Annotated in this window: 26 protein-coding genes; 9 read left to right on the top strand and 17 right to left on the bottom strand. The window is 72.5% G+C overall.

Features of this window, described 5'->3' with window-relative positions:
* Positions 1-514 precede the first annotated feature (514 nt).
* The 4 genes from ABD481_RS13190 to ABD481_RS13175 all read right to left on the bottom strand — a co-directional run bounded on the left by ABD481_RS13190 (position 515) and on the right by ABD481_RS13175 (position 4,629).
* Complete coding sequence (locus tag ABD481_RS13190) at positions 515-1,801, bottom strand: bifunctional cobalt-precorrin-7 (C(5))-methyltransferase/cobalt-precorrin-6B (C(15))-methyltransferase (protein ID WP_344665902.1); 1,287 nt, start codon at positions 1,799-1,801, stop codon at positions 515-517.
* A gap of 305 nt (positions 1,802-2,106) precedes the next feature.
* Positions 2,107-2,541, bottom strand: a complete 435-nt coding sequence (locus ABD481_RS13185; protein WP_344665901.1) for a GNAT family N-acetyltransferase — start codon at positions 2,539-2,541, stop codon at positions 2,107-2,109.
* A 221-nt stretch (positions 2,542-2,762) separates the two neighbouring features.
* On the bottom strand, positions 2,763-3,623 hold the full coding sequence (locus ABD481_RS13180; protein ID WP_344665900.1) for a hypothetical protein: 861 nt from the start codon (positions 3,621-3,623) through the stop codon (positions 2,763-2,765).
* 184 nt (positions 3,624-3,807) lie between these two features.
* Positions 3,808-4,629, bottom strand: coding sequence for a sulfite exporter TauE/SafE family protein (locus ABD481_RS13175; RefSeq protein ID WP_344665899.1), 822 nt, complete (start codon positions 4,627-4,629; stop codon positions 3,808-3,810).
* 349 nt (positions 4,630-4,978) lie between these two features.
* On the opposite strand from ABD481_RS13175, the gene ABD481_RS13170 reads away from it, so the two are divergent.
* Positions 4,979-5,848 (top strand): EamA family transporter, encoded by an 870-nt coding sequence (locus ABD481_RS13170; RefSeq protein ID WP_344665898.1) that lies wholly within the window; start codon positions 4,979-4,981, stop codon positions 5,846-5,848.
* A gap of 104 nt (positions 5,849-5,952) precedes the next feature.
* Here the strand turns inward: ABD481_RS13170 and ABD481_RS13165 are convergent, their stop codons facing one another.
* From ABD481_RS13165 to ABD481_RS13155, 3 genes are all read right to left on the bottom strand, one after another.
* On the bottom strand, positions 5,953-6,993 hold the full coding sequence (locus tag ABD481_RS13165) for an SPFH domain-containing protein (protein WP_344665897.1): 1,041 nt from the start codon (positions 6,991-6,993) through the stop codon (positions 5,953-5,955).
* 145 nt (positions 6,994-7,138) lie between these two features.
* Entirely contained in the window at positions 7,139-7,558 is a 420-nt protein-coding gene (locus ABD481_RS13160; protein ID WP_344665896.1) for an NfeD family protein, read from the bottom strand.
* Between the two features lie 210 nt (positions 7,559-7,768).
* A complete protein-coding gene (locus tag ABD481_RS13155; protein ID WP_344665895.1) occupies positions 7,769-8,590 on the bottom strand; it encodes an ABC transporter ATP-binding protein in 822 nt (273 codons plus the stop codon).
* Between the two features lie 143 nt (positions 8,591-8,733).
* Here ABD481_RS13155 and ABD481_RS13150 point away from each other — a divergent pair, with 143 nt between their 5' ends.
* Positions 8,734-9,513: a hypothetical protein gene (locus ABD481_RS13150; RefSeq protein ID WP_344665894.1), complete on the top strand. Its 780-nt coding sequence runs from the start codon at positions 8,734-8,736 to the stop codon at positions 9,511-9,513.
* A 184-nt stretch (positions 9,514-9,697) separates the two neighbouring features.
* Positions 9,698-10,177: a mycothiol transferase gene (locus ABD481_RS13145; protein ID WP_344665893.1), complete on the top strand. Its 480-nt coding sequence runs from the start codon at positions 9,698-9,700 to the stop codon at positions 10,175-10,177.
* A gap of 8 nt (positions 10,178-10,185) precedes the next feature.
* Here the strand turns inward: ABD481_RS13145 and ABD481_RS13140 are convergent, their stop codons facing one another.
* Positions 10,186-10,629, bottom strand: coding sequence for a DUF3592 domain-containing protein (locus ABD481_RS13140; protein WP_344665892.1), 444 nt, complete (start codon positions 10,627-10,629; stop codon positions 10,186-10,188).
* Between the two features lie 216 nt (positions 10,630-10,845).
* Between ABD481_RS13140 and serB the strand changes: the two genes are divergently transcribed.
* Positions 10,846-12,075: a phosphoserine phosphatase SerB gene (serB, locus tag ABD481_RS13135; protein ID WP_344665891.1), complete on the top strand. Its 1,230-nt coding sequence runs from the start codon at positions 10,846-10,848 to the stop codon at positions 12,073-12,075.
* 45 nt (positions 12,076-12,120) lie between these two features.
* On the opposite strand, the gene ABD481_RS13130 is transcribed toward serB, so the two are convergent.
* The 7 genes from ABD481_RS13130 to fabG form a co-directional block, all read right to left on the bottom strand.
* Positions 12,121-12,627, bottom strand: coding sequence for a SixA phosphatase family protein (locus ABD481_RS13130; RefSeq protein ID WP_344665890.1), 507 nt, complete (start codon positions 12,625-12,627; stop codon positions 12,121-12,123).
* Positions 12,627-12,818 (bottom strand): hypothetical protein, encoded by a 192-nt coding sequence (locus ABD481_RS13125; RefSeq protein ID WP_344665889.1) that lies wholly within the window; start codon positions 12,816-12,818, stop codon positions 12,627-12,629. The genes ABD481_RS13130 and ABD481_RS13125 overlap by 1 nt, the downstream gene beginning before the upstream one ends.
* A gap of 104 nt (positions 12,819-12,922) precedes the next feature.
* Positions 12,923-13,372 carry a MarR family winged helix-turn-helix transcriptional regulator gene (locus ABD481_RS13120; protein ID WP_344665888.1) on the bottom strand — a complete coding sequence of 150 codons (450 nt, stop codon included), beginning with the start codon at positions 13,370-13,372 and terminating at the stop codon, positions 12,923-12,925.
* Positions 13,373-13,590: 218 nt separating this feature from the next.
* Positions 13,591-15,372, bottom strand: coding sequence for an MFS transporter (locus ABD481_RS13115; protein ID WP_344665887.1), 1,782 nt, complete (start codon positions 15,370-15,372; stop codon positions 13,591-13,593).
* Positions 15,373-15,629: 257 nt separating this feature from the next.
* Positions 15,630-17,141 carry an MFS transporter gene (locus ABD481_RS13110; protein ID WP_344665886.1) on the bottom strand — a complete coding sequence of 504 codons (1,512 nt, stop codon included), beginning with the start codon at positions 17,139-17,141 and terminating at the stop codon, positions 15,630-15,632.
* Between the two features lie 431 nt (positions 17,142-17,572).
* Positions 17,573-18,343, bottom strand: a complete 771-nt coding sequence (fabI, locus tag ABD481_RS13105; RefSeq protein WP_344665885.1) for an enoyl-ACP reductase FabI — start codon at positions 18,341-18,343, stop codon at positions 17,573-17,575.
* Between the two features lie 2 nt (positions 18,344-18,345).
* Positions 18,346-19,050 (bottom strand): 3-oxoacyl-[acyl-carrier-protein] reductase, encoded by a 705-nt coding sequence (gene fabG / locus ABD481_RS13100; protein ID WP_344665884.1) that lies wholly within the window; start codon positions 19,048-19,050, stop codon positions 18,346-18,348.
* A 159-nt stretch (positions 19,051-19,209) separates the two neighbouring features.
* Between fabG and ABD481_RS13095 the strand changes: the two genes are divergently transcribed.
* The 4 genes from ABD481_RS13095 to ABD481_RS13080 all read left to right on the top strand — a co-directional run bounded on the left by ABD481_RS13095 (position 19,210) and on the right by ABD481_RS13080 (position 23,542).
* Positions 19,210-20,721, top strand: a complete 1,512-nt coding sequence (locus tag ABD481_RS13095) for a TldD/PmbA family protein (RefSeq protein ID WP_344665883.1) — start codon at positions 19,210-19,212, stop codon at positions 20,719-20,721.
* On the top strand, positions 20,718-22,142 hold the full coding sequence (locus tag ABD481_RS13090; protein ID WP_344665882.1) for a metallopeptidase TldD-related protein: 1,425 nt from the start codon (positions 20,718-20,720) through the stop codon (positions 22,140-22,142). Before ABD481_RS13095 ends, ABD481_RS13090 begins: the two co-directional genes overlap by 4 nt.
* Positions 22,143-22,259: 117 nt before the next feature.
* On the top strand, positions 22,260-22,652 hold the full coding sequence (locus tag ABD481_RS13085) for a DUF3099 domain-containing protein (RefSeq protein WP_344665881.1): 393 nt from the start codon (positions 22,260-22,262) through the stop codon (positions 22,650-22,652).
* An 80-nt stretch (positions 22,653-22,732) separates the two neighbouring features.
* Entirely contained in the window at positions 22,733-23,542 is an 810-nt protein-coding gene (locus ABD481_RS13080; RefSeq protein WP_344665880.1) for an isocitrate lyase/PEP mutase family protein, read from the top strand.
* A 103-nt stretch (positions 23,543-23,645) separates the two neighbouring features.
* Here the strand turns inward: ABD481_RS13080 and ABD481_RS13075 are convergent, their stop codons facing one another.
* Entirely contained in the window at positions 23,646-23,894 is a 249-nt protein-coding gene (locus ABD481_RS13075) for a hypothetical protein (RefSeq protein WP_344665879.1), read from the bottom strand.
* A gap of 249 nt (positions 23,895-24,143) precedes the next feature.
* Positions 24,144-25,133, bottom strand: a complete 990-nt coding sequence (gene moaA / locus ABD481_RS13070) for a GTP 3',8-cyclase MoaA (protein WP_344665878.1) — start codon at positions 25,131-25,133, stop codon at positions 24,144-24,146.
* A 365-nt stretch (positions 25,134-25,498) separates the two neighbouring features.
* On the opposite strand from moaA, the gene ABD481_RS13065 reads away from it, so the two are divergent.
* Positions 25,499-26,230 carry a helix-turn-helix transcriptional regulator gene (locus ABD481_RS13065; RefSeq protein WP_344665877.1) on the top strand — a complete coding sequence of 244 codons (732 nt, stop codon included), beginning with the start codon at positions 25,499-25,501 and terminating at the stop codon, positions 26,228-26,230.
* Positions 26,231-26,262: the final 32 nt, after the last annotated feature.

Genomic DNA, 26,262 nt, shown 5'->3' with positions numbered 1-26,262 from the left:
GTGGCGCATTGTCTTCCTAAGACCGCTTGGCCCTCCGACTTGCCGCCGAAGCCGCCGCGGGCCTCGCGCCCGTCGCGCTGGACCCGGACCTCGCGGTGGTCGCGGCCCTCCCGCGGATCGCGGCCCCGCTGCCCGTTCCCGGGCCCGTTCCCGCCGGGCGCCCCCGGCCCGCCCGGACCGCCCGGACGCGGCGCGGGCAGTTCCGGCGCGTCGTCGTCGAAGACCAGCCGGCTGAACTCGGTGGTCGGCGCCTCGTCGTACCGGCCCGCGGGCGGCGGGAAGTCTCCGTCGAACGGCGGCCTGCCGGCACCTTCACGCCCGAAATCGTCGGCACCGGTCACCGTGGGTTCCTCGATCCTGTCGTTCCATACCATGGTTCGTTCCCGCTCCCGTTCCCCGTCCCCCTCCGTCGGCGGGGGTTCGCGTGGCGCTGCCAAGTATCGCTCTTGAAGGCCGCGCGCGAGCCCGGAAGAGCATACGCAGCCCCGATGGGTTGACTAAAAAGCCGGGTCGATCAGCCGAGCTCACCCCAAAGAACGAACACCGGGGCCGCCGGAGCCATCCGGAACGCCTCGCCGGGGAACGGCGCCAGCCGCGAGGCCTGCAACTGCACGCCGTCCACGCGGCGGCCGCCGATCCGCAGCGCCTGCCGGACCGCGGGCAGCCGGTCCAGCGCGGTGACCGCGGTGACCACGGTGCGCGCCGAGGTGGTGGCGCAGGCCCGGACGATGTCGGCGCGCTCGGTGCCGACGAAGATCGCGTCCGGGCGCGGCAGGGTGCTGAGCACCCCCGGCGCCGGGCCGCTGACCACTTCCACGTCCACGCCGTGCATCACGGCGTTCAGCGCGATCCGCTCGCAGGCGTCGGGATCGCGGTCCACCGCGACCACCGCGGCGCCCAGCCGGGCGCACTCCACGGCCAGCGCACCGGCCCCGGCGGCCACCTCCCAGACCATGGCGCCGAGCCGCGGGGCCAGCCGCGCCAATATCAAGGCCCTGACTTCGGAGGGCAGCACCTGCGGGCCGCGGGCCACGAAGGCGTTGTCCGGCACCGCCCAGCCGGCCGAGGGCCCGGCCCAGGCCGAGACCCAGCCCGCGCCCCAGCGCGGGTCGTGCGGCGACTCCGGGCTGAGCCGCTCCTCGTCGAGCACCAGCATCGCGTCGGCGGCGCCCCAGACCGAGCGGGCGGCGGCCTCGGCCGGGGAGAAGCTCTCGATCGCCTCGTCCGGCTCCCCCAGATGCTGGGCGACGATGAAGGCCCGCTTGGCCCCGCGCAGCGCGGCGGCCACCCGGTGCGGCGGGAACTCCGGGGCGGCCATGATCGCGACCTTCGGGTGCGCGCGGGCGGTGTTGGCGGCCCGCTCCAGCGAGCGGTCGTCGGTCACGCAGACCACGACCGCGTCGTCCCAGGGCAGGCCGAGCCGGCCCAGGGCGGCGGCCACCGGGCCGGGGGCCGGGTAGCCGATGACTTCGAAGCCTGACTCGCGCAGCCCGCGCAGCACCCCGAAGAACCCGGGGTCGCCGGCGGTCACCACCACGGCCGGACCGGCCTTGGGGTCGGTGAGGTGGGCGGTGAGGCGGGCATATGCCAGGCGGTTGTCGTCGCCGAGCAGGATCCGGCGCACGTGCTCCGGGACCCCGATGCCGTCCAGGTGCCGGGCGGCGCCGACGACCAGAACGGAGGATTCCAGGACCCGGCGCACGACCGGACCCGGCAGCGAGCCGTCGTAGCCGACGACCGCGACCGGGGCGGCGGTCTGAGCTATCGCCGACCCCGCGGCGCCGTGCCGGCCGGCCGTCATGCCGGCCCCCCGCACACCGCCACGGCGGGGCTGGGGGCGCGCCGTGGTTCGGGCATGGAGTGTGTCCTCCGCGTCACGTCTGTAGGAACTTCAACGCACACTAACACCGCCTGTTCCGTCCGTGAGGCGACGAATCCGGCGAATCGGGGCGAATCAGACAGCGAACATGCCCGATCGGGGGGTCGCGCGTTCCGCCCCTGCGCGCCCGTGGCGCGAGCCCGGACCGGCCGCGCACCCGGCAAGGCACGTGCATCGCGCCCGCCGGCGGCGGAACCGGCGGCGGACAACCACCGAATACCGGCGGCTCAGTGCGCCATGGTCACCTGCTGGATGCCCTCGGCCAGGAACGGCTCGCCGGCCCGGCCGAAGCCGAACCGCTCGGCCCACGGCTCCAGGGCGGTGGGGACGTCGATCAACAGCCTGCGCTCCCCGGCCATCTTCACCGCGTAGTCCAGCAGCCGCCCGGCGATGCCGCGTCCGCGCGCGCCGAACCGGGTGGCCAGCCGCTCGATGCGGAGGGTGTCGTCGGACTCCTGGACCACGCGCAGGGCGGCCAGCACCTCGCCGTCCCGCTCGGCCCACAGATGCACGCTCGCGGCCTCGGTGTCCCGCCCGTCGATGTCCAGGTGGGAGCTGCCCCACTCGACGATGAACACCTCCTGGCGCAGGCGCAGCAGGGCGTACATGGTCGGCGCGTCGAGGTCCTCGATATGCGCGTAACGGTAGGAGACCTTGCCCAAGACGTATCTCCGAAACGGACCTGCCGGCGGTGTGCCGGGTTGTCATAGGTGACGCGGATGCGCCGCGTCGCGTTGCCGAACCTGCCCCGATCCGCGTGACCCGCCCGACCCCCTGGCTCGCCGCGACCCCCGTCACCGGCAGAATACTGACCCCGGAACACGGACGCCATGCGATCGGGACCGCACCGAGTCCTCCTCCCCCTCACCCCCCATATGTAGTATCACCTGGATACACTGCCAATTCGGGGAAGATACCCGAACCCGCAGTTCGCCCCGTTTCCACCGGGTATGCGCGTCCTTGCACGGACGCCACCGGGCGTCCCGACCCCGGGAGCCGCAAGCATGCCCCGCACCACCAGATCCGCACTCCTCGCCGCCACCCTGACGGCCTGCGTCTGCGCCACGGGCACGGGAACCGCCGGCGCCACCGCACCCCGGCCCGCCCAGGCCCCCGCGGTACCGCCGACGCCCGCCGCCTCATGCAGCGACCCGTCGATGACGGCGACGTGCGACGCCGCACTGGCGGCGGTGCGGGCACTGGAGGCGGCGCTGAAGCTGCCGCAGGCGAACCCGGGTGCGCCGGAGATGCCGCCGACGACGACCACACCCGCGAAGCCGGCGCCGCCGACGACGAAGCCCGCGCCGCCGACCACGACACCACCGGTCACCAAGCCCGCGCCGCCAGCCACCACGCCGGCGCCGCCGACCAAGCCGGAACTTCCGCCGGTGACGACTTCGCCGACGCCACCGGCCACCAAGCCGGCGCCGCCCACAGCGCCGACTGCGCCGCCAGTGACCACGCCAGCGCCTCCGGCCACCACTCCCCCGGTCACCAAGCCCGCTCCGCCGACGACACCAGTGCCGCCGGTCACCACACCAACGCTCCCGCCAGTCACCACGCCCGCTCCGCCGACGGCGCCCGAACTCCCTCCAGTAACCACTTCGCCGACTCCGCCGGCTACCACTCCCCCGGTCACCACACCAACGCTCCCGCCGGTCACCACTCCGGCACCGCCGACCGCACCCGAACTCCCTCCAGTAACCACTTCGCCGGCGCCGCCGACCACCACTCCCCCAGTCACCACCCCCGCTCCGCCGACCACACCGGAACTTCCGCCCGTGACTTCCCCGGCTCCCCCAGTCACGTCCGAACTTCCTCCGGTGACTGCCCCAGGTCCCCCGAAAGCACCGGGAGCTCCGAGCAATCCGGTCGTCCCCACGCTGCCCGTGAGCCCGCCGTTCTCGGCGTGAGCTGCTGGGCTCCGGTCAGGCCAACATCGAGATGATGGCCGCGAGGCCGACCGTGATAATCAGTGCCTTGAGAACCTTCGGTGGCAGTCGGCGTCCGACGCGGGCGCCGATCTGGCCGCCGATCAGGGCGCCGATGGCGATCGCGAGGGCTGCGCCCCAGCGGACGGACGGGTGTTCGTCGCCGCCGAGGTTGAGGGCGCCGACGGTGATGAAGACCACCGCGGCGATCGCGTTGACCACGCAGGCGAGGACGTTCTTCACGCCGTTGAGGATCTGGAGGCCGTCGGAGAAGGTCAGGCCCAGGATGGCCATCAGCAGGACGCCTTGGGCCGCGCCGAAGTAGCCGCCGTAGACGCCGCTGCCGTAGACCGCTGCCAGGACGCCCCAGGCGCCGTCGCGGGGGGCGGCCGATTCGCCGGCGGCTTCGGCGGCTGCTGCGCGGCGGGCCGCGATGCGTTTCGACAGGCGCGGTTGGGCCACGATCAGGACCAGGGCCAGGGCGATCAGGGCGGGCACGATCGCCTTGAACGCCTTCGCGGGCAGTACCAGCAGGAGGAGTGCGCCCGTTATCGCGCCGAGCAGGGAGGCCAGGATCAGGCGGAGGAGGCGGCCGCGGCGGGCGGTGCGGAACTCGTTGATCTCGGCGCGGTAGCCGTGGATGCCGGACAGGGAACCGGAGACCAGGCCGACGGTGTTGGTCACGTTGGCCACCACCGGGGTGTAGCCGAACGCCAGCAGTGTGGGAAATGTCACCAGGGTGCCGGAGCCGACCACCACGTTGATGACGCCCGCCGCCATGCCCACGCCCAGCAGCGCCGCCACCTCGCCGATGCCCACCAGCCGACTCCCGCCTTCTCCGTCTTCGCCGCGCTCCCTGACCGACCGCGACGCACCGCAGTACCCGCGGCGCATCGCAGTACCCCGCGACGCGCCGCCGGCCACCGCAAGCATCGAGCGTAGCCCTGGAAGATCGCTTGGCCGCGCCCGGTCCCACCCACTAAAATCCCCAGCGTGCACCGGTTGTTCCCGGTCACCCCGCCGCCGAGCTCCTGAAGCGGGGTCGACCCGGTCCGCGCTCGTCGCGGACCCTGAACCGCCCGCCGGCCCGCTGAGGCCCGCAGGGCTCTGACTCGCGCCCCCGCTTCCCGCGACTTCCATCGGACCTTCCGTCGCAGGAGCGATTCCCTTGATATTCCTCATCACTTCCGGCGTGCTCTGGGGCACCGGCGGCCTGACCGGACGCCTGCTCGCGCTGCACACCCACCTCTCGCCCGCCGCGGTGGCCGGCTACCGGCTGCTGATCGGCGGCCTTCTGCTGGTCGGCTTCGCCGCCGGTACCGGACGCGGACGGCCGCGCGGACGCGCCGCCTGGCTCCGGGTCGCCACGCTCGGGGCCCTGGCCGCGCAGTTCCAGGCCTGCTACTTCGCGGCGGTGACGCTCACCGACGTCAGCCTGGCCACCCTGATCACCATCGGCGCCGCCCCGGTGCTGGTGGTCGGCTTCGAACAGGTCACCGGCCGGCGGCGGCTCGACGCCCGGGTGGCCGGCACCGTGGCCCTGGCCGTGGCCGGGCTCGGCCTGCTGGTCGGCCGGCCGCCGCACGGGCTCGGCACCGCGGACCTGGCCGCCGGCACCGCCTGCGCGGTGGCCGCCGCCGCGGGCTTCGCGGCGATCAGCCTGATCTGCACCACCCCTGTCCCCGGCCTCGACGAGGCCACCATGACCGGCTACGGCTTCCTCCTCGGCGGCCTGGCCCTGCTCGCCGCGAGCGCCCCGACCACCGGCGCCGCCTTCACCCCCGGCCCCACCACCCTCGGCCTGCTGCTGGCCCTGGGCCTGATCCCGACCGCCACCGCCTACGCCTGCTACTTCACCGGCCTGCGGACGGCGGCCGCCAGCACCGGCACCGTCACCGCGCTGCTCGAACCGCTCACCGGCACCGTCCTGGCCGTGGCCCTGCTCGGCGACCGGCTGACGACGGTCGGCGTGTTCGGCGCCGCGCTGCTGGCCGTGTCGGTCGCCGCCGAGACGCTCGGCAGCGGACGGAACGCCTGACCGAGGCAAAAGCGGTGGGCCCGGTCCGAAGACCGGGCCCACCGCGACATCCCACCAAGGCTCAACCAAGCCTCAATCAAGCCTCGACCACCCGCCGCCGGCGGTCAGTCCTCGTCCTGGTTGAAGAACACGTCGTCCGCCGGGCTCGACGTCCCCCGCTGCCGCGGCGGCCGGTCGCCGCGCGACCCGGACTTCGACGAGCCCGAGTCGCCGTGGCCGTTGCCGTTCGCGGTCAGCCCCTGGTCGACCGGCGCCGCGGGCATCCCCGGCAGCCCGCCCACGCGGCCCAGCGCCCCGCCGACGCTCTCCAGCGCCTTGCCGAACTCGCTGGGGATGATCCACAGCTTGTTGGCGTCGCCCTCGGCGATCTTCGGGAGCTGCTGGAGGTACTGGTAGGCCATCACCTGGTGGTCGGCGTTGCCCTCGTGGATCGCCTCGAACACCTTGCGGATCGCCGCCGCCTCGCCCTCGGCCTGGAGCGCGCGGGCCTTGGCCTCGCCCTCGGCGCGCAGCACCGCGGCCTGCTTCTCACCCTCGGCGGTGAGGATCTGCGACTGCTTGAAGCCCTCGGCCGACAGGATCGCCGCGCGGCGGTCCCGGTCGGCGCGCATCTGCTTCTCCATCGAGTCCTGGATCGAGGCCGGCGGCTCCACCGCCTTGAGCTCGACCCGGCTGACCCGGATGCCCCAGTTGCCGGTCACCTGGTCCAGGACCCCGCGCAGCTCGTTGTTGATGTAGTCGCGGCTGGTCAGGGTGCGCTCCAGGTCCATGCCGCCGACGATGTTGCGCAGCGTGGTCACGGTCAGCTGCTCGATGGCCTGGATGTAGTTCGTGATCTGGTACACCGCCGCGCGGGCGTCGGTGACCTGGAAGTAGATGACGGTGTCGATGGACACGGTCAGGTTGTCCTGGGTGATCACCGGCTGCGGCGGGAACGGGACCACCTGCTCCCGGACGTCGATGATGGCGCGCACGCGGTCCACCACCGGCATCAGGATCCGCAGACCCGGGGTCAGGGTGCGGGTGTAGCGGCCGAAGCGCTCGATGACGGCGACCGTACCCTGCCCCACGATGCGCACCGATTGGAACAGCGACAACCCGATCAGGGCGGCGATCACGATGAGGACGACGATCGTGGCGACCATGTCGACACCTCCTTTATGACATCTTCGGTCCGGCGGAGGAGGCGGCGGCACCCCCCGGTGACAGAGCTCGATCTTAGGGCCGGGAGGGTGTCACGCACACACCGTTCCGTCGAGGATTGTCCTGCCCATCCGGAAGACCCCGGAATCACAGCACGAGGGCGGTGGCTCCGTCGATCTGGGCCACGTCCACCCGGTCCCCCACCGCGTACTCGCTCTGGCCGTCGTACGCGCGGGCGCTCCAGATCTCCCCGGATATCCGGACCCTGCCGTCATGGCCGTCGACCCGCTCGATCACCACCGCCTCGGTGCCGACCAGCTGATCGGTGCCCTGCCGGTGCTCAGGGCCGTGCAGGCGCTTCACGGCAGCCGGCCGGGCGAAGACCAGGGTGGCGACCGAGACCGCGCCGAAGGCCGCGAACTGCACCACCGCGCCGACCCCGGCCCCGGCCACGAGCGCGGCCGCCGCGGCCCCGATCCCGAGCATCACGAAGACCAAGGCGGTCGTGGTGAGTTCCAGGGCGATCAACACGGCCGCGACGATCGCCCACACCATCCACGAGTGCATGAAACCCATGCTACGCAACGAAATCGGCCGCGGGCAGGCCCGCGACCGACGTGAAGTATCAGGGGTTTGGCGACAGGATCCGGACAATGCCCGGCGGCCCGCCGTCCGGAGTGCCCGTCGGTGAGCCGGCAGACCTGCCCACCGGCCTGTTCACCGGCCTGCCCACCGCCCGGCTCACCGGTCAGCTCACCGGCCAGCTCACCGGTCAGCTCACACCGCGCGGGCGTACCATCGGTCGCCGACAGCCGTCGCGTACTTCTCCACGGCCAGCGGGAGCCCGAAGGTCGCGGTCAGGTTCTCAGAGGTCAGCGTCCCGTCGATGGGCCCGGCGGCGACCACCGCGCCGGCCCGCACCAGCAGGATGTGCGAGAAGCCCGGCGGGATCTCCTCGACGTGGTGCGTCACCAGGACCGTCACCGGCGCGTAGGGGTCGGTGGCCAGCCGCGACAGCCGCCGCACGAGGTCCTCGCGGCCGCCCAGGTCCAGGCCGGCGGCCGGCTCGTCGAGCAGCAGCAGCTCCGGGTCGGCCATCAGGGCCCGGGCGATCAGCGCGCGCTTGCGCTCGCCCTCGGACAGCGTGCCGAAGGTCCGGCGGCCGAACTCGGCCATGCCCCACCAGGCCAGCAGCTCCTCGGCGCGCTGCGCGTCGGCCTCGTCGTAGCGCTCGCGCCAGCGGCCCATCATCCCGTAGGAGGCGGTCATCACCACGTCGCGGACCGTCTCGCCGCGCGGCAGCCGCTCGGCGACCGCGGCCGAGGAGTAGCCGATGCGCGGACGCAGTTCGAAGACGTCGACGGCGCCGAGCCGCTCGCCCAGCACGCCGACCGCGCCGGCGGTCGGGAACAGCGAGGTGGCGGCGATGTTCAGGATCGTGGTCTTGCCCGCGCCGTTCGGGCCGAGCAGCACCCAGCGCTCGCCGTCGGCGGCCGTCCAGTTCACCGCGTCCAGCAGCTTGCGGCCCTCCCGGACCACGGAGACGTCGACGAGGTCGAGGACGCTGTCGGGGTCGACGGACAAGGCATCGGTGGTCATGTTCGGCACAACTTCCTCTGGCGCGTGGGCGGCCTCGATCTTCGATCGCGTAAAGCTTAGGCCACCGCGCCTCGGCACAGCACGGGCGCCGCCGGTGTCGCGCACCGCCGCCGTCGTCGGCCTCGCCCCGTACGCTGGACGGCATGCTGAGCGAACACCGGTCCGGACGTCTGGTCGCGTGGGGCAACGCGTGGCTGGCCGGACACACCAGCCTGGACTCGGCCGCCGAGGCGGTCCGCGCCGACGGCGACGACCCGCACCGGGTGTCCGGCGTGCCCGGCGAGGACGGCGACGTGGGCTGGACGGTCGCGCTGGGCCGGCTGCGCGCGGCCGGCGTCACCGGGCTGCGCCTGGCGCTGCCGCGGCCCGGCGACCCGCTGGGGCTCAAGGGCCCGGCGGGCTTCAACCAGGCCGCGATCGCCGCCGGCGAGGCGGTGCTGACCGACGGCCCGGCGCTGGGCATCGTCCCGGCCGTCGAGGGCTACGGCCCGGACGGCGACCGCGGCCAGACCGTGCGCTGGACCGTCACGCCGGTGCAGGACGGGGCCGCGGCGGTGCCCACCTTGTCAGAGGCCGAACGCGAGATGGCGGCGGCGCTGCGCGAGGCGGCCGAGGAGCTGGGGCGGCTGGACGTGGCCCGCTGGCGCCCCGAGGTCGCCGAGGCGCTGGCCGCGATCCGCGGCCACGGCCGGGCCCCGGAGGCGGTGCTGGCGCCGGGCTACCCGCCGCGCGCCGTCAAGGTCCTGACCCAGGCCCAGCGCCTGGCCGCGATCGCCGACCTGGCCGGGCAGGACGAGGGCGGCAGTGTCACGGCGCTGGAGTCCCGCTTGCGCGCCTCGGCGCTGGTCGGCCTGGAGCGGGTCACGCGCCGGGCCCAGCTGGCGGCGTACCACTCGATCCTGGAGCCCGGGCGCGTCGACTAGCAGCTGCCCGCCGGCTGCCCGGCAATCACGCGCCGGCTGCCCACCGGTTGCCCATCGGCCGTCCCGCTCGCCCCGTCGGAGCACCGAATCCGGACACCCGCTCCAGGTTGCACGCTAAAACGCTTCAGTCGCTCAGGGATTCCTCCGCCTACCTGGGGACAAATCGTTCGCTTACCTTCCAGGCATGCTTACGCGGCTCCACCCCCCGATCGCCGCCGACGAGCGCGCCAGCCTGAACGCCTTCCTCGACGCCGCCCGCACCGCCATCCGGGCCAGCTGTCTGGGGGTGTCCGACGCCGACGCGCACCGTGTTCTGCTGCCCGGCTCCGGCCTCACGCTCTGCGGCGCGGTCTCCCACCTGCGGTGGGCCGAGGCCACGTGGTTCGAGGTCGCGCTGCGCGGCGAGCGGGACCGCGCCCCGGCCCAGGACTACCTGGCCGATCCGGACGTCCCGCTGGCGCTGCTGCTCGACGAGTACGACGCGCAGTGCGACCTGTCCCGCGTCATCGCCTCGACCCTGAGCCTGGACACTTCTGTAGCCTGCGCCGGCACCCGGTACAACGTGCGCTGGATCCTGCTGCACATGCTGGAGGAGACGCGGCGGGTGCTGGGGCTGATCGAGGCGGTGCGCGAACTGCTGGTCGGGGACCCGGTCGCGGGCTGAGGCAGCTGCTACCCCAGCGTCAGCGCCGCGAACTCCATCGCGATCCCGATGCCGGTCACCGCCAGCGCCCCGGCGAACGCCAGGAAGTCGCGCGGGCGCAGGTCGAAGCGGGAGACCAGGATGCGCTCGGGCCGCAGCGGGTCGTACCAGAGGCGGACCTGCGCGCCGGTGGCCACGCTCTGGTGCGGGCGGTAGCCGTAGGCCCGGGTGACGACCGGCGGGCCGGTGGTCGCGAAGTAGCGGACCCGCGGGGCGTTCCGGACGGTTCCGGAGGCGTCGCAGCAGACCACCATGCCGATGACCTCGCCCTGAGCGGGCACGCCGAGCAGCCGCAGGCGCAGCCGGGCCAGCCGCTGGGCGCACAGCGCCAGCCAGAGCACCCCGCCACCGATCCAGAACATCCCGGACGCGGCGAGGAACCCGGCGACGAATGACAGGTCGTCCGCGGCCATACTCAAATGCTAGGCCGATCATGGCCCGCCGGGCCGGTCGAACGGGCGCACGTCACCCGTACGGGCAGCATCGACCGATCACCCCGCTGATCGCGGGCCTGCCGCCGAGCTGATCGCCGGCCCGGGCGCGAGCCTGGCGAAGCGCTGTGACCTGCGGCGCTCACCACGCGGACAGTACTCCGTACTGGACGGTGCCGCGGGTACCGTGGAAAGACCATGAACACCGCGCTAGCCCTGCCACCGCCGGCCGAAACCGTCCTGGTCACCGTTTACGGTGCGGACCGTCCCGGCGTCACCGCGAGTCTGTTCGCCGTCCTGGAACCGTTCACCGTCCCGGTCGTGGACGTGGAGCAAGTGGTGGTCCGCGGCCGCCTGGTGCTGGGGGTGCTGGTCGGAGCGCCGGCCGACCAGACCGCGCTGCGGATGGGCCTGCACCGCTGGGCCGCCGCCGAGAAGCTCGACATCGAGGTGGTCTCCGGCCTCGGCGACAACCGCAAGCGCCGGGAGGGCCGCACCCACGTCACGGTGCTCGGCGCGCCGCTGCGGCCGTCGGCGATGGCCGCGCTGGCCCACGAGATCGCCGAGTGCCAGGGCAACATCGACCGGATCCACCGGCTGGCCAAGTACCCGGTGACGGCCATCGAGCTCGACGTCTCCGGCGCCGACCCCGACGTGCTGCGGCCGCGGCTGGCCCGGGTCGCGGCGGCCGAGCAGGCCGACATCGCGGTGCAGCACGCCGGACTGAACCGGCGGGCCAAGCGGCTGGTCGTGATGGACGTCGACTCCACGCTGATCGAGGGCGAGGTGATCGAGGAGCTGGCCGCGCACGCCGGCTGCCTGGACGAGGTCGCCGACATCACCGCCCGCGCGATGCGCGGCGAGCTGGACTTCGCCGGCTCGCTGCGGGAGCGGGTGGCGCTGCTGGCCGGGCTGGACGCCTCGGCGCTGGAGGAGGTGCGCCTGTCGGTCCGGCTCATGCCGGGCGCGCGCACCCTGGTCCGGACGCTGAAGCGGCTCGGCTACCTGGTCGGGATCGTCTCCGGCGGCTTCACGCACGTCACCGACTCGCTGCGGGACGAGCTCGGCCTGGACTTCGCGCTGGCGAACACCCTGGAGATCGGCGCCGACGGCCGGCTGACCGGCCGCGTGGTGGGTCCGATCGTGGACCGCGCGGGCAAGGCGGCGGCCCTGCGCGGGTTCGCGGCCTCGGCCGGGATCCCGGTGGCCGACACCGTGGCGATCGGCGACGGCGCGAACGACCTGGACATGCTGGCCGCGGCCGGGCTGGGCGTGGCGTTCAACGCCAAGCCGGTGGTGCGGGCGCAGGCGGACACGGCGGTGAACGTGCCGTTCCTGGACACGATCCTGTACCTGCTGGGCATCACGCGGGAAGAGGTGGAGGCGGCCGACGCGGCCGAGGAGGACCTCAAGACCGCGGCCGCCTGACGCCGGTCACGGACCGGACCGGCCCGACCGGTCCCGCCGCGCAGCTCAGCCGCGCGGCGACTCCACGGCGACGATCGACGCCCCCTCCGGGTCAAGCCCGGCCCACTCGCCGTCGAACTCCAGCACCGTCGCGGTGTTCGTCGGATATCCGGCTTGCACCTTGCCGGCCAGCTCCGGGTTCGTGTCGTCGGCCAGCACCAGGGCCAGATGCTGGGTCCCGGGGTTGTGCGACACCACCAACAGCGTCGTGACGCTCTCCGGCGTCGCACGGATCACTTCGAGCATCTCGCCGGGCGAGGCCCCGTAGAGCTCGTCGAGGAAGACGACCTCGGGCTCGGCGGCGAAGGCCTCGGCGGCCAGGGCGTACGTCTGGCGGGTCCGCACCGCCGTCGACACCGCGGCCCGGTCCGGCACCCGGCCCTCGGCCACCAGCCACGTGCCGGTGTGCGGGGCGTCGCCGCGGCCGCGCTTGTTCAGGGGACGGTCGTGGTCGGCCACGCCGTCGGGCCAGTCCGACTTGGCGTGCCGCAGCAGGATCAGCGTGTGGCGCATCAGCCGTTGGCCATGCCCCAGAAGGACAGCGCGACCAGCACCGCCATGATCACCGCGATCAGCACCAGCGTCCGGTACATACTCTTCGCGCCCGCGCCGCGCCGGGCCTCGCGCCACTCGCGCGGTGGCCACTCGGCCTCGGCCGGGGTGTCCGGGACGGTGCTCTGGGGGTCCTCGCTCGCTGCCGTCATGCCAGCCAGTCTCCCACCGCCTCCCGAGGGCGCGCGCTCCGGGGTTGCCCGGTCAGGACACCGGCGCCGGTGTCTGGTCGACGCGCCCGGCCACCGGACGAGCGTCAGCGCTTCGGCTCGACCTCGTCGGCCAGCTGCTCCAGCACCGGCACCGCCGCGTGCAGCGCCTCCAGCTGCTCGGCGGTCAGCCGTTCCATGCCCTGCACCAGGGCCGCGGTGCGCTGTTTGCGCACCTTGCCGATCAGCGCCTGCCCGGCCGGGGTCAGCGTCACCATGAACGAGCGGCCGTCCTCCGGGTCCGGCTCGCGCTGCACCCAGCCGGCGGCCACCAGGCCGTTGAGCGTGCGGGTCATCGAGGGCGCGGCCACCTTCTCCCGCTGTGCCAGGTCCCCGATCCGGATCGGCCCCCACTTCTCGATCACGAACAGTGCCGAGAGCTGCGCGAAGCTGGCCTCGGACTGCCGCTGGAGCAGCTGGCGGTTCAGACGGCCCAGGGCGACCCGGAGGCGCGCGGCGACCTCGGTGTCGGGCTGGACGGGGGGCGAGGCGTTCATCGGGTCCTTCACAGGAGCGCCGGTGGTGAGGCGGCGGACGGAGGAGGCGGAGCGGGGTCCGGACGGCGAAGCAGGCAGAACAGGCGAAGCAGACGGGACAGACGGAACATGCAGAACGGGTGGGACAGGCGGAACAGGCGGTGCGATCGGCGACGATTGAGGGCGCGGGCGCGGCTCGTCGCCGCTCCCGCGCCCTCAATCTACCGAGCCCGGCCGCTTCAGGCGGTCGCCGCCGCGCTCTGCTGCTGTCCGGCGCCCGTCTCGGCTCCGGCCTCGGACTGCGCCTCCAGCGCCTCGGCGTCGCCGGCCTTGGCCGGCAGCGCCGACGCGACGGCTCCGATCACCGACATCACGATGGCGAGCGAGAAGACCACCATCAGGCCGTCGTGGAAGGGCCCGGAGATGAGGTGCGGGAAGAATTCCCGGCCCGTCAGCGTCTGCGCGTTGGAGGGGGGCACCGCGCCGAGCGTCGACGGGCCGAGAAGCTGCTGCATCGGGTTGTACCCGAGGAAGGCGGCGAACAACGTCGCCACCGGCGGCAGGTGCGAGATCTGGGTGGCGGTGTCGGCGGGCACGCCCTGCGCGGTCAGGCCCCCGGACAAGGTGTGCGGCAGCGAGCTGGACAGCCCGGCCACCATGAGCGAGAAGAAGATGCCCATGGACAGCACCATGCCGGCGTTCATGAACGTCGCGCGGGCCCCGGAGGCCGCGCCGCGCATGCGGCCCGGGACGCTGGACATGATCAGCGAGGTGTTCGGCGCCGAGAACAGGCCGCCGCCGATGCCGTTGAGGAAGATCAGCAGCGCGAAGATCCAGTAGTCGAAGTCGGTCGGGATCATCAGCAGCCCGGCGAACGACGCGGCCATCGCCAGCAGCCCGCCGGCGGCGAACACCCGCGGCCCGAACTTGTCCGACAGGTGCCCGGCGATCGGCCCGGCGGCCAGGAACCCCAGGGTCAGCGGGATCATGTAGATGCCCGCCCACAGCGGCGTGTCCTTGTAGTCGTAGCCGTGCAGCGGCAGCCAGATGCCCTGCAGCCAGATGATCAGCATGAACTGCAGGCCGCCGCGGGCGATGGCGCCCAGCAGGTTCGCCAGGTTCCCCATCGCGAAGGACCGGTTCTTGAACAGCGTCATCGGCAGCATCGGGTCGTCGATCCTGGCCTCGATGACGCAGAACGCGACGATCAGCGCCAGCCCGCCGATCAGCCCGGCCAGCACCCACGGGTTGGTCCAGCCCTGGGTGTGGCCGCCGTAGGGCTGGATGCCGTAGGTGATGCCGGCCAGCAGCGCGGTCAGCCCGGCGCCCAGGGTGAGGTTGCCCCACCAGTCGATCCTCGATTTGTGCCGGACGCCGGTGTCGTGCAGCGACTTGTAGGCCCACACGGTGCCGATCAGACCGATGGGGACGTTCACCCAGAACACGGTCCGCCAGTTCCACTCCGACAGCGCGCCGCCGAGCACCAGGCCGATGAACGAGCCGGCGATCGCCGCGACGATGTTGATGCCCAGCGCCATGCCGCGCTGCGCGGCCGGGAAGGCGTCGGTGATGATCGCCGCGGAGTTCGCCATCAGCATCGCCCCGCCGATGGCCTGCAGCACCCGCCAACCGATCAGCCACAGCGCGCCGGTGCCGCCGTGGAACGGATCCAGCGACAGCGCGATGGAGCAGACGGTGAACACCATGAAGCCGGAGTTGTAGATCTTGACCCGGCCGTACATGTCCCCGAGCCGCCCGAGCGCCACCACGAACACGGCGGTGACCAGCATGTACCCCATCAGCATCCACAGCAGGTAGCTGACGTTGGACGGCTGGAGCGGGTCGAGCTTGATGCCGTTGAAGATGGCGGGCAGCGAGATCAGCACGATCGAGGAGTTGATCGTCGCGATCAGCATCCCCAACGTGGTGTTGGACAGCGCGACCCACTTGTAGTGCGGATGGTCCGGCCCACGGCCGGAGCCGGCCTTCCCCGACGCGCTGGAGGCCTGCTTCACGGTCATGCTTTCCCCGCCCTCGATAAACTACTTAGTTGACGCACGCTAAGTATATGACGGGGGCTCGGGGCTGACAAGGGAGGGATGACCATGAGCGTCCCCCCACCACGAAGAACCGTGCGGCCGGACAACGCGGAAGCGGCCCGGCGCCTGGCGCGCCGAGCCGCTTCTCCCCCGATCCCCCGATCCCCGCTGTTCCCTCCGCACCCCCGTGCACCCCCGTGCTTCTCGCGCTCCCCCGTGCGGTCCGACGCCCGCGGGCGTCAGATCATGATCTCTTCCTCGCTCCGCGCCGTCTTCGGCACCATGAAGGCCAAGGCCCAGGTCAGCACCAGGATCCCGGCGGCCAGCCAGTAGATCAGCTGGGTGGCCGGGAACGGCGAGCCGCCGGACTCGACCTTGTCGAAGAACAAGGTGCTGAACAGGGCGGCGGCCACCGCGCTGCCGAGCTGGTTGAACGAGCTGATCACGCCGTTGGCCGAGCCGAGCTCGTGGTCGTCGACCGCCGACAGCACCAGGCCGAAGAACGGCGCGAACACCAGGCCCATGCCGATGCCGCAGACCAGCAGCGCCGGGGCCAGGTTCCAGCTGGTGATGCCGCTGTTCCAGATCTGGTGCGGCTCGCCGCCCGGGTCGGTGAACCGCGTGAAGGTGGTCCCGGCGTAGTGCCGGATGATCAGCGCGCTGAGCGTCATGCCGGCGGCCAGCGTCAGCAGGCCGGCGTGCAGCACCCGGCGCGGCGCCTTCTTCACGAAGGCCTGGCCGGCCGCCATCGCGATGATGGTGCCGAGCGACCACCAGGCGCCGGTGAGCCCGGCGCGCAACGGCGACCAGCCCAGCGAGACCTGGAGCAGCAGCGGGCTGACCGTGAAGGCCGCCGCGCAGGCGCCGAAGAACAGGAAGATGGTCATGGTGCCGGTGGTGAAGGCCCGCTTGCGGAACAGGCTGGTCTCCAGGAACGGGTCCAGGTTCTTCTTGTGGCGGGCGCGGGCGTAGATCCCGAAGACCGCCATCACCGCCGCGGAGGAGGCCATCATCACGAAGGTCCAGGCCGCCCAGTGGTTCTCCCGGCCCTGGATGATCGGGTAGACCAGCAGGCCGACCGCGGCCGAGCACAGGACCAGGCCGATGACGTCCAGCTTCGGCCGGTCGCCGGCCCGGTGGTGGATCGTCGGCAGCACCTTGTTGGCGAAGAACAGCGCCAGCAGGCCGACCGGCAGGTTGATCACGAAGACCCACCGCCACGACGAATAGGTGATCAGCGCGCCGCCGAGCACCGGCCCCAGCGCCGCCGACAACCCCATGAAGGGCCCGAAGATGGCGAACGCCTTCTGGCTGTTCTCCCGCCCGAACTTCTCCCGGATCATGCCGATGCCCTGCGGGATCATCATCGCCGAGGCGCTGCCCTGGAGCAGCCGCGCGGTGATCAGCTCGGCCGGGTTCTGCGCCACGGCGCAGACCGCGGACATGACCGTGAAGCCGGTCAGCCCGATCATGAACATCCGCCGCCGCCCGACGATGTCCCCGAGGCGCCCGCCGGCGATCAGCAGCACCGAGAACGACAGCACGTACCCGGTGCTGATCCACTGGTACTCGGTGTTCGAGGCGCCGAGCCCGTTGCGGATCGACGGCGCCGCGACGTTCATCACCGTCGCGTCCAGCAGGTCCATCATCGACGCGCCGAGCACGGTGAACATCACCGCCCAGGCGCCCTTGGGGATCGCCGAGCCCTGCCCCTGGTCGCCGGCCTCCGGGCCGGCGCCGGGATCGCTCACGGGATCGCTTACGGAATCGTTTACGATTTCCGGTTCGGGTGCGGACACCGAGGCCGTCCGCCCCTCTGTCCCGCGCAATACCTCGCTCATCGGATTCCCCTCCGCGCCGGTCGTCAAGGCGGCATGGTCGCGATGCACACGCTATATCTCGTGCGCGGATAGTCAAGCTATATCGCGATACTCACCGGCCCGGCGGCCTCAGTCTGAAGATGTCGCCGCACGTGGTGGCGGCGTCGGAGTCATTTCTACCGGCAGGCACTGACAGGTTCCGCCGATTTTCGGCCACCGGGCGACGATGATCCGAAGTGGGCACGAATCGAGAAGCGCCCCGGGAGCGGCTCCGAGCACTGCCACGGCGAAAGGCCGGGCCCGTCCCCGGAATCGGGGATCGGGCCCGGCCTTCGAGCACCGGTCGCGGGACCGGGAGGGCCTCACGCCCCCATCGCGTGCACCCCGCCGTCGACGTGGATGACCTCGCCGGTCGTGCGCGGGAACCAGTCCGAGAGCAGCGCGATGATGCCCCGCGCCGCCGGGTCGGCGTCGTGCAGGTCCCAGCCGATCGGGGCCCGCTGGTCCCAGACCCCGTCGAAGGCCTCGAAGCCGGGGATCGACTTGGCGGCCATGGTCTTGATCGGGCCGGCCGAGATCAGGTTGCTGCGGATGCCGCGGCCGCCGAGGTCGCGGGCCAGGTAGCGGGAGGTGGACTCCAGCGCCGCCTTGGCCACGCCCATCCAGTCGTAGCCGGGCCAGGCCACCTGGGCGTCGAAGTCCAGGCCGACCACCGAGCCGCCGGTCTCCGGGAACAGCGGCAGCAGGGCCATCGTCACGGACTTCAGGGAGTAGGCCGAGACGTGGACCGCGGTGGCCACCGACTCCCACGGGGTGTTCAGGAAGTTGCCGCCGAGCGCGTCCTGCGGGCCGAAGGCGATGCTGTGGACGATCCCGTCGACGCCGTCCATGTGCTGCTTCACCCGGTCGGCCAGCCCGGCCAGGTGCTCCTCGTTGGTGACGTCGAGCTCGATCACCGGGGCCCCGCCGTTCGGCAGCTTCTTGGCGATCCGCTCGGTCAGCGACGGGCGCGGGAAGGCCGTCAGCACCACCTCGGCGCCTTCCTGCTGCGCCAGCTTCGCGGCGTGGAAGGCGATGGAGCTCTCCGTCAGCACGCCGGTGACGACGATGCGCTTGCCCTCAAGAATTCCCATGCTCAGTGCCCCATTCCCAGACCGCCGTCAACGGGGATGACGGCACCAGTGATGTATCCGGCCTCCTCCGAGGCCAGGAACCGGACGACGCCGGCGATCTCGTCGGTGGACGCGTAGCGGTTCAGCGGCACCTGCTTGAGGATCTCCTTCTTCCGGTCGTCGGACAGGACCGCGGTCATGTCCGTCTCCACGAAGCCGGGCGCGACCACGTTGCAGGTGATCCCGCGCGAGCCGATCTCGCGCGCCACCGAGCGGGCGAAGCCGACCAGGCCGGCCTTGCTGGCCGCGTAGTTCGCCTGGCCCGCCGAGCCGGACAGGCCGACCACCGAGGAGATCAGGACGATGCGGCCGCGCTTGAGCCGCAGCATGCCCTTGCTGGCCCGCTTGGCGACCCGGAAGGAACCGACCAGGTTGGTGTCCAGCACCGCCTCGAAGTCCTCGTCGCTCATCCGCAGCAGCAGCGTGTCGCGGGTGATGCCGGCGTTGGCCACCAGCACCTCGACCGGACCCTGCTGCGCCTCCACCTCGCCGAAGGCGCGCTCGACGTCCTCCCCGGACGTCACGTCGCACCGCACGCCGAACAGGCCCTCGGGCACCTCCCCGGAGCGGTAGGTGATCGCGACCTTGTCGCCCTGCGCGGCGAAGCCCTTCGCGATGGCCAGGCCAATTCCCCGGTTTCCCCCCGTGACCAGTACCGACCGGCTCAATTCGACACCTCTGTTCTGACTCCGTATTAACGTCTGTGCCGACGTTATCGGGCTACCGGGCGGTAGCCGCAACCACGGTCGGCATAGATCGTCCGGCCTGGGTTTTGTAGAGGTTCCACAACCGACGCAGAACCGGCCGCTGCGGCTAGGTTGGGCTGTATGACCGTAGACGAGTCCTTCACCTCGCTGCCCTTGGCCGAACTGGCCGAGGCGGCGCTGTCCCGGGCCCGGGAGCTCGGGGCCGAGCACGCCGACCTCCGCGTCGAGACCGTCCGCTCCCAGCTGATCAACCTGCGCGACGGCCATGTCGACGGCGTCGTGGACGCCTCCGACAGCGGCCTGAGCGTCCGTGTCGTCTACGACGGCACCTGGGGCTTCGCCGCCGGCGTCGCCCTGACCCCGGACACCGCCGCCCGGCTGGCCGAGCAGGCCGTCGAGGTGGCCCGGGTGTCCAAACCGGTGAACGCCGAGCCGGTGGTGCTGGCGCCGGAGCCGGTGCACGGCGAGCAGTCCTGGGTCTCCAGCTTCGGGACGAACCCGTTCGACGTGCCCGACACCGAGAAGATCGCGCACTTCCGGGCCTGGTCCGAGCGCCTGCTGCGGCACAAGGGCGTCGCCCATGTGGACGCCGACTTCCAGGCCGTGCAGGAGTGCAAGTACTTCGCCGACCTGGCCGGCAATCGCCTGACCCAGCAGCGGGTGCGCTCCGAGGGCGGCCTGACCGCGGTCGCCGTCGACGAGGCCACCGGCGCCTTCGAGACCATGCGCACCATCGCCCCGCCGGTGGGCCGGGGCTGGGAGTTCTTCACCTCCAACGACGTCTTCGACTGGGACGCCGAGCTCGACGCGCTGCCCGGCCTGCTGGCCGAGAAGCTGGCCGCGCCCTCGGTGCAGGCCGGCGAGTACGACCTCGTCATCCACCCCTCCAACCTGTGGCTGACCATCCACGAGTCGATCGGCCACGCCACCGAGCTGGACCGCGCGCTGGGCTACGAGGCGGCCTACGCCGGCACCTCGTTCGCCACGCTCGACAAGCTCGGGACCCTGGAGTACGGCTCCTCCGTGATGAACGTCACCGGGGACCGGGTGGTCGAGCACGGCCTGGGCACCGTCGGCTACGACGACGAGGGCGTGCAGACCCAGCGCTGGGACATCGTCAAGGACGGGGTGCTGGCCGGGTACCAGCTCGACCGGCGCATCGCGCAGCTCAAGGGCCTGAACGGCGGCCGGTCCAACGGCTGCGCGTTCGCCGACTCGGCCTCGCACGTGCCGATCCAGCGGATGGCCAACGTCTCGCTCCAGCCGGCGCCGGACGGCCCCTCCACCGAGGAGCTGATCTCCCGGGTGCGGCGCGGCCTGTACATCGTCGGCGACAAGTCCTGGTCGATCGACATGCAGCGCTACAACTTCCAGTTCACCGGGCAGCGCGCCTTCCTGATCGAGGACGGCGAGCTCAAGGGCCAGGTGAAGGACTTCGCCTATCAGGCCACGACCACCGACTTCTGGGGCGCCATGGAGGCGGTCGGCGGGCCGCAGACCTATGTGCTCGGCGGCTCGTTCCAGTGCGGCAAGGGCCAGCCCGGGCAGGTCGCCCCGGTCAGCCACGGCGCGCCGAGCGCGCTGTTCCGCGGCATCCGCATCCTCAACACCGTCCAGGAGGCCGGCCAGTGAGCCCGAACTCTTCGCAGCCGACGCCGCAGCAGCTCGTCGAGAAGGCGCTGGAGCTCTCCCGCGCCGACGGCGCCGTGGTGATCGTGGACGCCGCCACCGACGCCAACCTGCGCTGGGCCAACAACACCCTGACCACCAACGGCGTCGCGGCCGGGCAGTCGGTCACGGTGATCTCGGTGAAGAACGGCACCGCCGGCGCGGCCAAGGCCGGCGCCGGCGTGGTCGGGCGCTCCGGGGTGGACCTGTCCACCCTGGAGGACCTGGTGCGGGCCAGTGAGAAGGCGGCCGAGGACGCCGGACCCGCCGACGACGCCAACGACCTGGTCCCGGGCCGGGTCTCGGCGGACTGGGACGCCGAGCCGGAGCAGACCGGGATCTCGGTGTTCGGCTCCTTCGCCCCGGCGCTCGGCGAGGCGATCGAGGCCGCCCGGGCCGACGGCAGCCTGCTGTTCGGCTACGCCGAGCACACCCTGAGCACCCAGTACCTGGGCTCGTCCTCGGGCCTGCGGCTGCGGCACGTGCAGCCGACCGGCTCGGTGCAGCTGAACGCCAAGTCCGGCGACCGGTCCCGCTCGGCCTGGGCCGGCGTGCCGACCGCGGACTTCTCCGACGTGGACATCGTGGCCGTCGGCCGGGACCTGGCGCGCCGGCTGGACTGGGCCAAGCGCCGGATCGACCTGCCGGCCGGCCGCTACCCCACGCTGCTGCCCCCGACCGCGGTCGCCGACCTGATGATCTACGCGTTCTGGTCGTCCTCGCTGCGCGACGCCAAGGACGGCCGGTCGGTGTTCAGCAAGACCGGCGGCGGCGTGAAGTTCGGCGAGAGCGTCTCCGGTTCCGCGCCGGTGAAGGTGACGCTGCGCAGCGATCCGGCCGCCCCCGGGCTGGAGTGCGCGCCGTACGTCGAGGCCTACTCCTCCGACGCGTTCCAGTCGGTGTTCGACAACGGGCTCGCGCTCGGGCCGACGGACTGGATCCGGGACGGGGTGCTGACCTCGCTGGTGGCCACCCGGCGCACCGCGGCGGCGGCCCAGGCCCCGCTGACGCCGCCGGTGGACAACCTGATCCTGGAGGGCGCGCCCGGCGGCGCCGGCAAGCCGCTGGCCGAGATGGTCGCCGACACCGACGACGGCCTGCTGCTGACCTGCCTGTGGTACATCCGCGAGGTGGACCCGCAGACGCTGCTGCTCACCGGCCTGACCCGGGACGGCGTCTACAAGGTGGAGGGCGGCGAGGTGGTCGGCGAGGTGAACAACTTCCGCTTCAACGAGTCGCCGGTGGCGCTGCTGTCGCGGATCGCCGAGGCGGGCCGGACCGAGCGCACCTACTCCCGGGAGTGGGGCGAGAACTTCAACCGGACCGCGATGCCGGCGCTGCGGATCCCGGACTTCAACATGTCGTCCGTGAGCCAGGCCTCGTAGCCCTGTGTCCGTAGCCCTGTGTCCGTAGCCCTGTGTCCGTAGCCCTACCAGGCCCCGCCGGCCCACCCCCGGCGGGGCCCTGTCCCGCCCCGCGGACCCGGGCGTAGCCTGGAACCCATGCGCATCGGGCGGGACAGGAACACCCATCAGGAAAACGTCTACGGCATCACGGACGCACCGACCCCACTGAGCCAGGACATCCGCTCCCGCGAGTCGAAGTACCTCATGGCGATGGCGATAAGGGTCGCGGCGTTCCTGCTGATCGTGATCCTGCCGATCGACTGGCCGTGGAAGATCGGCCTGGCGGCGCTGGCGCTGCTGCTTCCGTACGTCGCGGTGGTCTACGCCAACGGCGGCCGGGAGCCGGAGCGGACCGCCGACTCCTGGTACCAGGATCCGACCCGGCGGGCGCTGCTGCCCGGACCGGGGCCCCAGGCCGACCGGGCCGGCGAGGCGGAGGCCCCGGCGGAGCCGCTCGTCGGGCGCATCGTCATGGACGACGAGGACTGAGTCCGGTTCGCGCCGCGCCACCCGATTCGGAGTCGCCCGAATCCGGTGCGCGAGTCAGCCCCATGTGATTCCGTCGTGCCATGACTTCACAGCAGGACCTGGCCGTCCGATTCCGCGAACTCCACGTCCCCGGCACCCCGTTGGCCCTGGCCAACGCGTGGGACGCCGCCAGCGCGCGCGTCGTCGCCGCCACCGGCGCCCCGGCGGTGGCCACCACCAGCGCCGGCGTGGCCTGGGGGCTCGGCGCCGCGGACGGCGACCGGCTGGACCGGGACTCGGCGCTGGAGCTGATCCGCCGGGTGGTGGGCGTGGTGGACGTCCCGGTCACCGCCGACATCGAGAGCGGGTTCGCGGCGGACCCGGACGGCGTCGAGCGGACCGTGGCCGCGGTGCTCGACGCCGGCGCGGTCGGGATCAACATCGAGGACGGGATCCGGGACCCGGCCGAGCACGCCGAGCGGATCGCCGCCGCCCGCCGGGCCGCCGACGCCGCCGGGGTCCCGCTGTACATCAACGCCCGCACCGACGTCTTCCTGTTCGGCCTCGGGGCCCCCGAGGACCGCCTGGCCGAGACGCTGTCCCGGGCCGAGCGCTACCTGGCGGCCGGGGCCACCGGGATCTTCGTGCCGGGCGTGACCGCGCCGGAGACCGTCGCGGTGCTGGCCAGGGACATCGCCGCGCCGCTGAACATCCTGGTCGGCCCGGGCGCGCCGACGGTCGGCGAGCTGGCGGCGCTGGGAGTGGCGCGGGTCAGCCTGGGCTCGGCGGTCGCCGAGGCCGCGTACGGTCTGGTCCGCCGGGCGGCCGAGGAACTGGCCGCGAGCGGTACTTACACGTCCGTCGCGCAGGCGATCGACTATGGCGAGCTAAACAAGCTCATGAGCCTCTGAGGTTCGGGCCCGTTTCCGGGCCCCGAAGGCTTCCCGGGCGCTTCGCGAAGCGTTCCGGGAAGGCCCTCCCGGGGCTTCCCCGGACCAGCGCTCGGACGCGGTCTCAGGCGCCCTCGGAGGGCCCGGACGGCTCGGCCTGCGCACCGGCCCGGAACGGCTCGACCCCGAGCAGGAATCCCCGCAGGTCCAGGAACTCCGCCAGGTGCTGCCGGTGGTCCTCGCAGGCCAGCCACACTTTGCGCCGCTCCGGCGCGTGCAGCTTCGGGTTGTTCCAGACCACGCTCCACGCGGCGGGTTGCCGGCAGCCCTTGGCGGAGCAGATGGCGGGTCCGGGCGCGTCGTTCGAGGTCACGCTGCCACTGTAGAACACAGCCGGAGAGGGCCGGCGAACACGGCCCGGGAAGCGGGCCTGAACCGCGTTCCGGGAAAGAGACGCGGCGTCGAACGGCCACGGGGGGAGCCGCTCGACGCCGCAGGTGGCGCCCCGACGGGGGTTCAGGGCGCAGGTAAGAAGTATGACATGCGAACAGCCACGAGGGGAATGGGCCCCTTACTTTTCCCGGGTCGGCGTGGCTATGCGAGCTCGCGGTCCGGCGGCCGCTCAGCCGCCGATCGCGGACATCGGACGCTCCGGCTGTACGAAGCCCGGCTCGCCGATCCCGGCCGCGCGCTTCTTCCCCAGCATCGCCACCCGCCAGCGCTCGGCCAGCTCCGCGTCGCCCGCCCCGGACCGCAGGGCGGCCCGCAGGTCGGACTCCTCCCGGGCGAACAGGCAGGTCCGGATCTGGCCGTCGGCGGTCAGCCGCACCCGGTCGCACGCCCCGCAGAACGGCCGGGTGACGCTGGCGATGACGCCGACCCGGCCGGGCCCGCCGTCCACCAGCCAGGTCTCGGCCGGCGCGGCGCCGCGCACCTGCTCGCCCTCCGGGGTGAGCGTGAACTCCCGGCCCAGCGCGGTCAGGATCTCCTCGGCGGTGACCATCTCCGAGCGGTCCCAGCCGTGCTGCGCGTCCAGCGGCATCTGCTCGATGAAGCGCAGCTCGTAGCCCCGCTCCAGGCACCAGCGCAGCAGGTCCGGCGCCTCGGCGTCGTTGATCCCGCGCATCAGGACGCTGTTGACCTTCACCGGCGCCAGCCCGGCCGCGGCCGCCGCCGCGAGCCCGGCCACGACGTCCGCGAACCGGTCGCGGCGGGTCAGCTTGCGGAACACCGCCTCGTCGACGGTGTCCAGGGAGACGTTCACCCGGTCCAGGCCGGCCGCCGCCAGGTCGGGGGCCAGGCGCGCCAGGCCGATGCCGTTGGTGGTCAGCGAGACCCGGGGCCGGGGGCGCAGCGCCGCGACCCGGGCCACCAGGCCGGCCACGCCCGGCCGGACCAGCGGCTCGCCGCCGGTGAACCGCACCTCGTCCACCCCGAGCCGGGTCACCGCGATCCCGACCAGCCGGACGATCTCGTCGTCGGTGAGCAGTTCGGACTTGGGCAGCCAGGGCAGGCCCTCGGCCGGCATGCAGTACGTGCAGCGCAGGTTGCAGCGGTCGGTGAGGGACACCCGCAGATCCGTCGCCGTTCTGCCGAAGGTGTCGACCAGCATGGTGCCCTCTCTCGTGGTGCTCGGCGCACGATGCGCGTTCCCCTGTCTCCAGCTTCTCAGAAAGCGCTCGTTGTTCCCGTTGAGCGATTGCTCTACGAACAGCGGCCGTTTTGTGCGAGTCCTTGGCGGTGTATCGCGCCAAAGCGTCATCGGGATGCTTCAGGGCGTTCACGGAGGCGTTCGGGCTCGCTAGGCTGTCGGATGTCCACCAACCGGCAGCGTCCCGCTACCCAGCGCCACTGTCGCGGCCACGGCCACCGCCGCCGCGACCACCGCTGCCACTGCCGCTGCCACCGCTTGACGCCGACGCCGTAGCCGCCGACCCCGAAGCCGCCGCTCGAAGTCGTGATCGCAGGTGATGAGCAATGCCGTCCCCGTCGAGCCGCATCCCCACCCCGGGCGAGATCGGCCTGCGCCGGATCCTGGCGGTGGCGGACGTGCTGCTCGGCGGCATGGAGGAGAGCGAGCTGCTGGAGCACCTGCTGCCGGTGCTGCGCCGGGCCGTGCCCGCGGACAGCGTGCTGTGGCTGGCCGGCGACCGTCAGCACCCGACGATGTGGCAGGCCGAGCCGGCCGGGGTGCTGACGGCCGAGCAGGCACTGGCGCTGGACACGCACCACGGCGCCGACCCGCTGCTGACCCACGCCTGGACCGGCTCGGGCGCGGCGGTGCGCCGGTCGGATCTGCACAACGATCCGGAGTTCCGGCGGCTGCCGACCTTCGACGCCGTGTTCGCGCCACTGCGCGCACGGCGGCAGTTGGTCGTCGGTGTGCACCCGGACGACCAGCGGCGGGTGGCGGTGGTGTTCAACCGCGCCTCCCCGGACTTCGCCCAGCACGACGTGGCGGTCGCCGAAGCCCTGCGGCCGCGGATCGCGCGGGCGCTGGCCCGGTTCGGGGGCCCGAGCCCGCGGCGGGAGAAGGTGTCGCCGCGCGAGGCCGACGTCCTGGACCTGCTGTGCCGGGGGCTGACCGACCGGCAGATCGCGACGCGGCTGGGTATCAGCCCCCGGACCGTGGACAAGCACCTGGAGCATGCTTATGTAAAGCTCGGAGTGCGGTGCCGGGTGCAGGCCGCCACGCGCTGGCAGTCGTGAGGCCCAGCACACCGGCGGCATCGCGGTGTTTT

This window comes from Catenulispora yoronensis, from assembly GCF_039531695.1.
Classification (GTDB): domain Bacteria; phylum Actinomycetota; class Actinomycetes; order Streptomycetales; family Catenulisporaceae; genus Catenulispora; species Catenulispora yoronensis.
The sequence above is the reverse complement of the archived record's forward strand: the minus strand, read 5'-3'. Positions and strand labels throughout refer to the sequence as shown.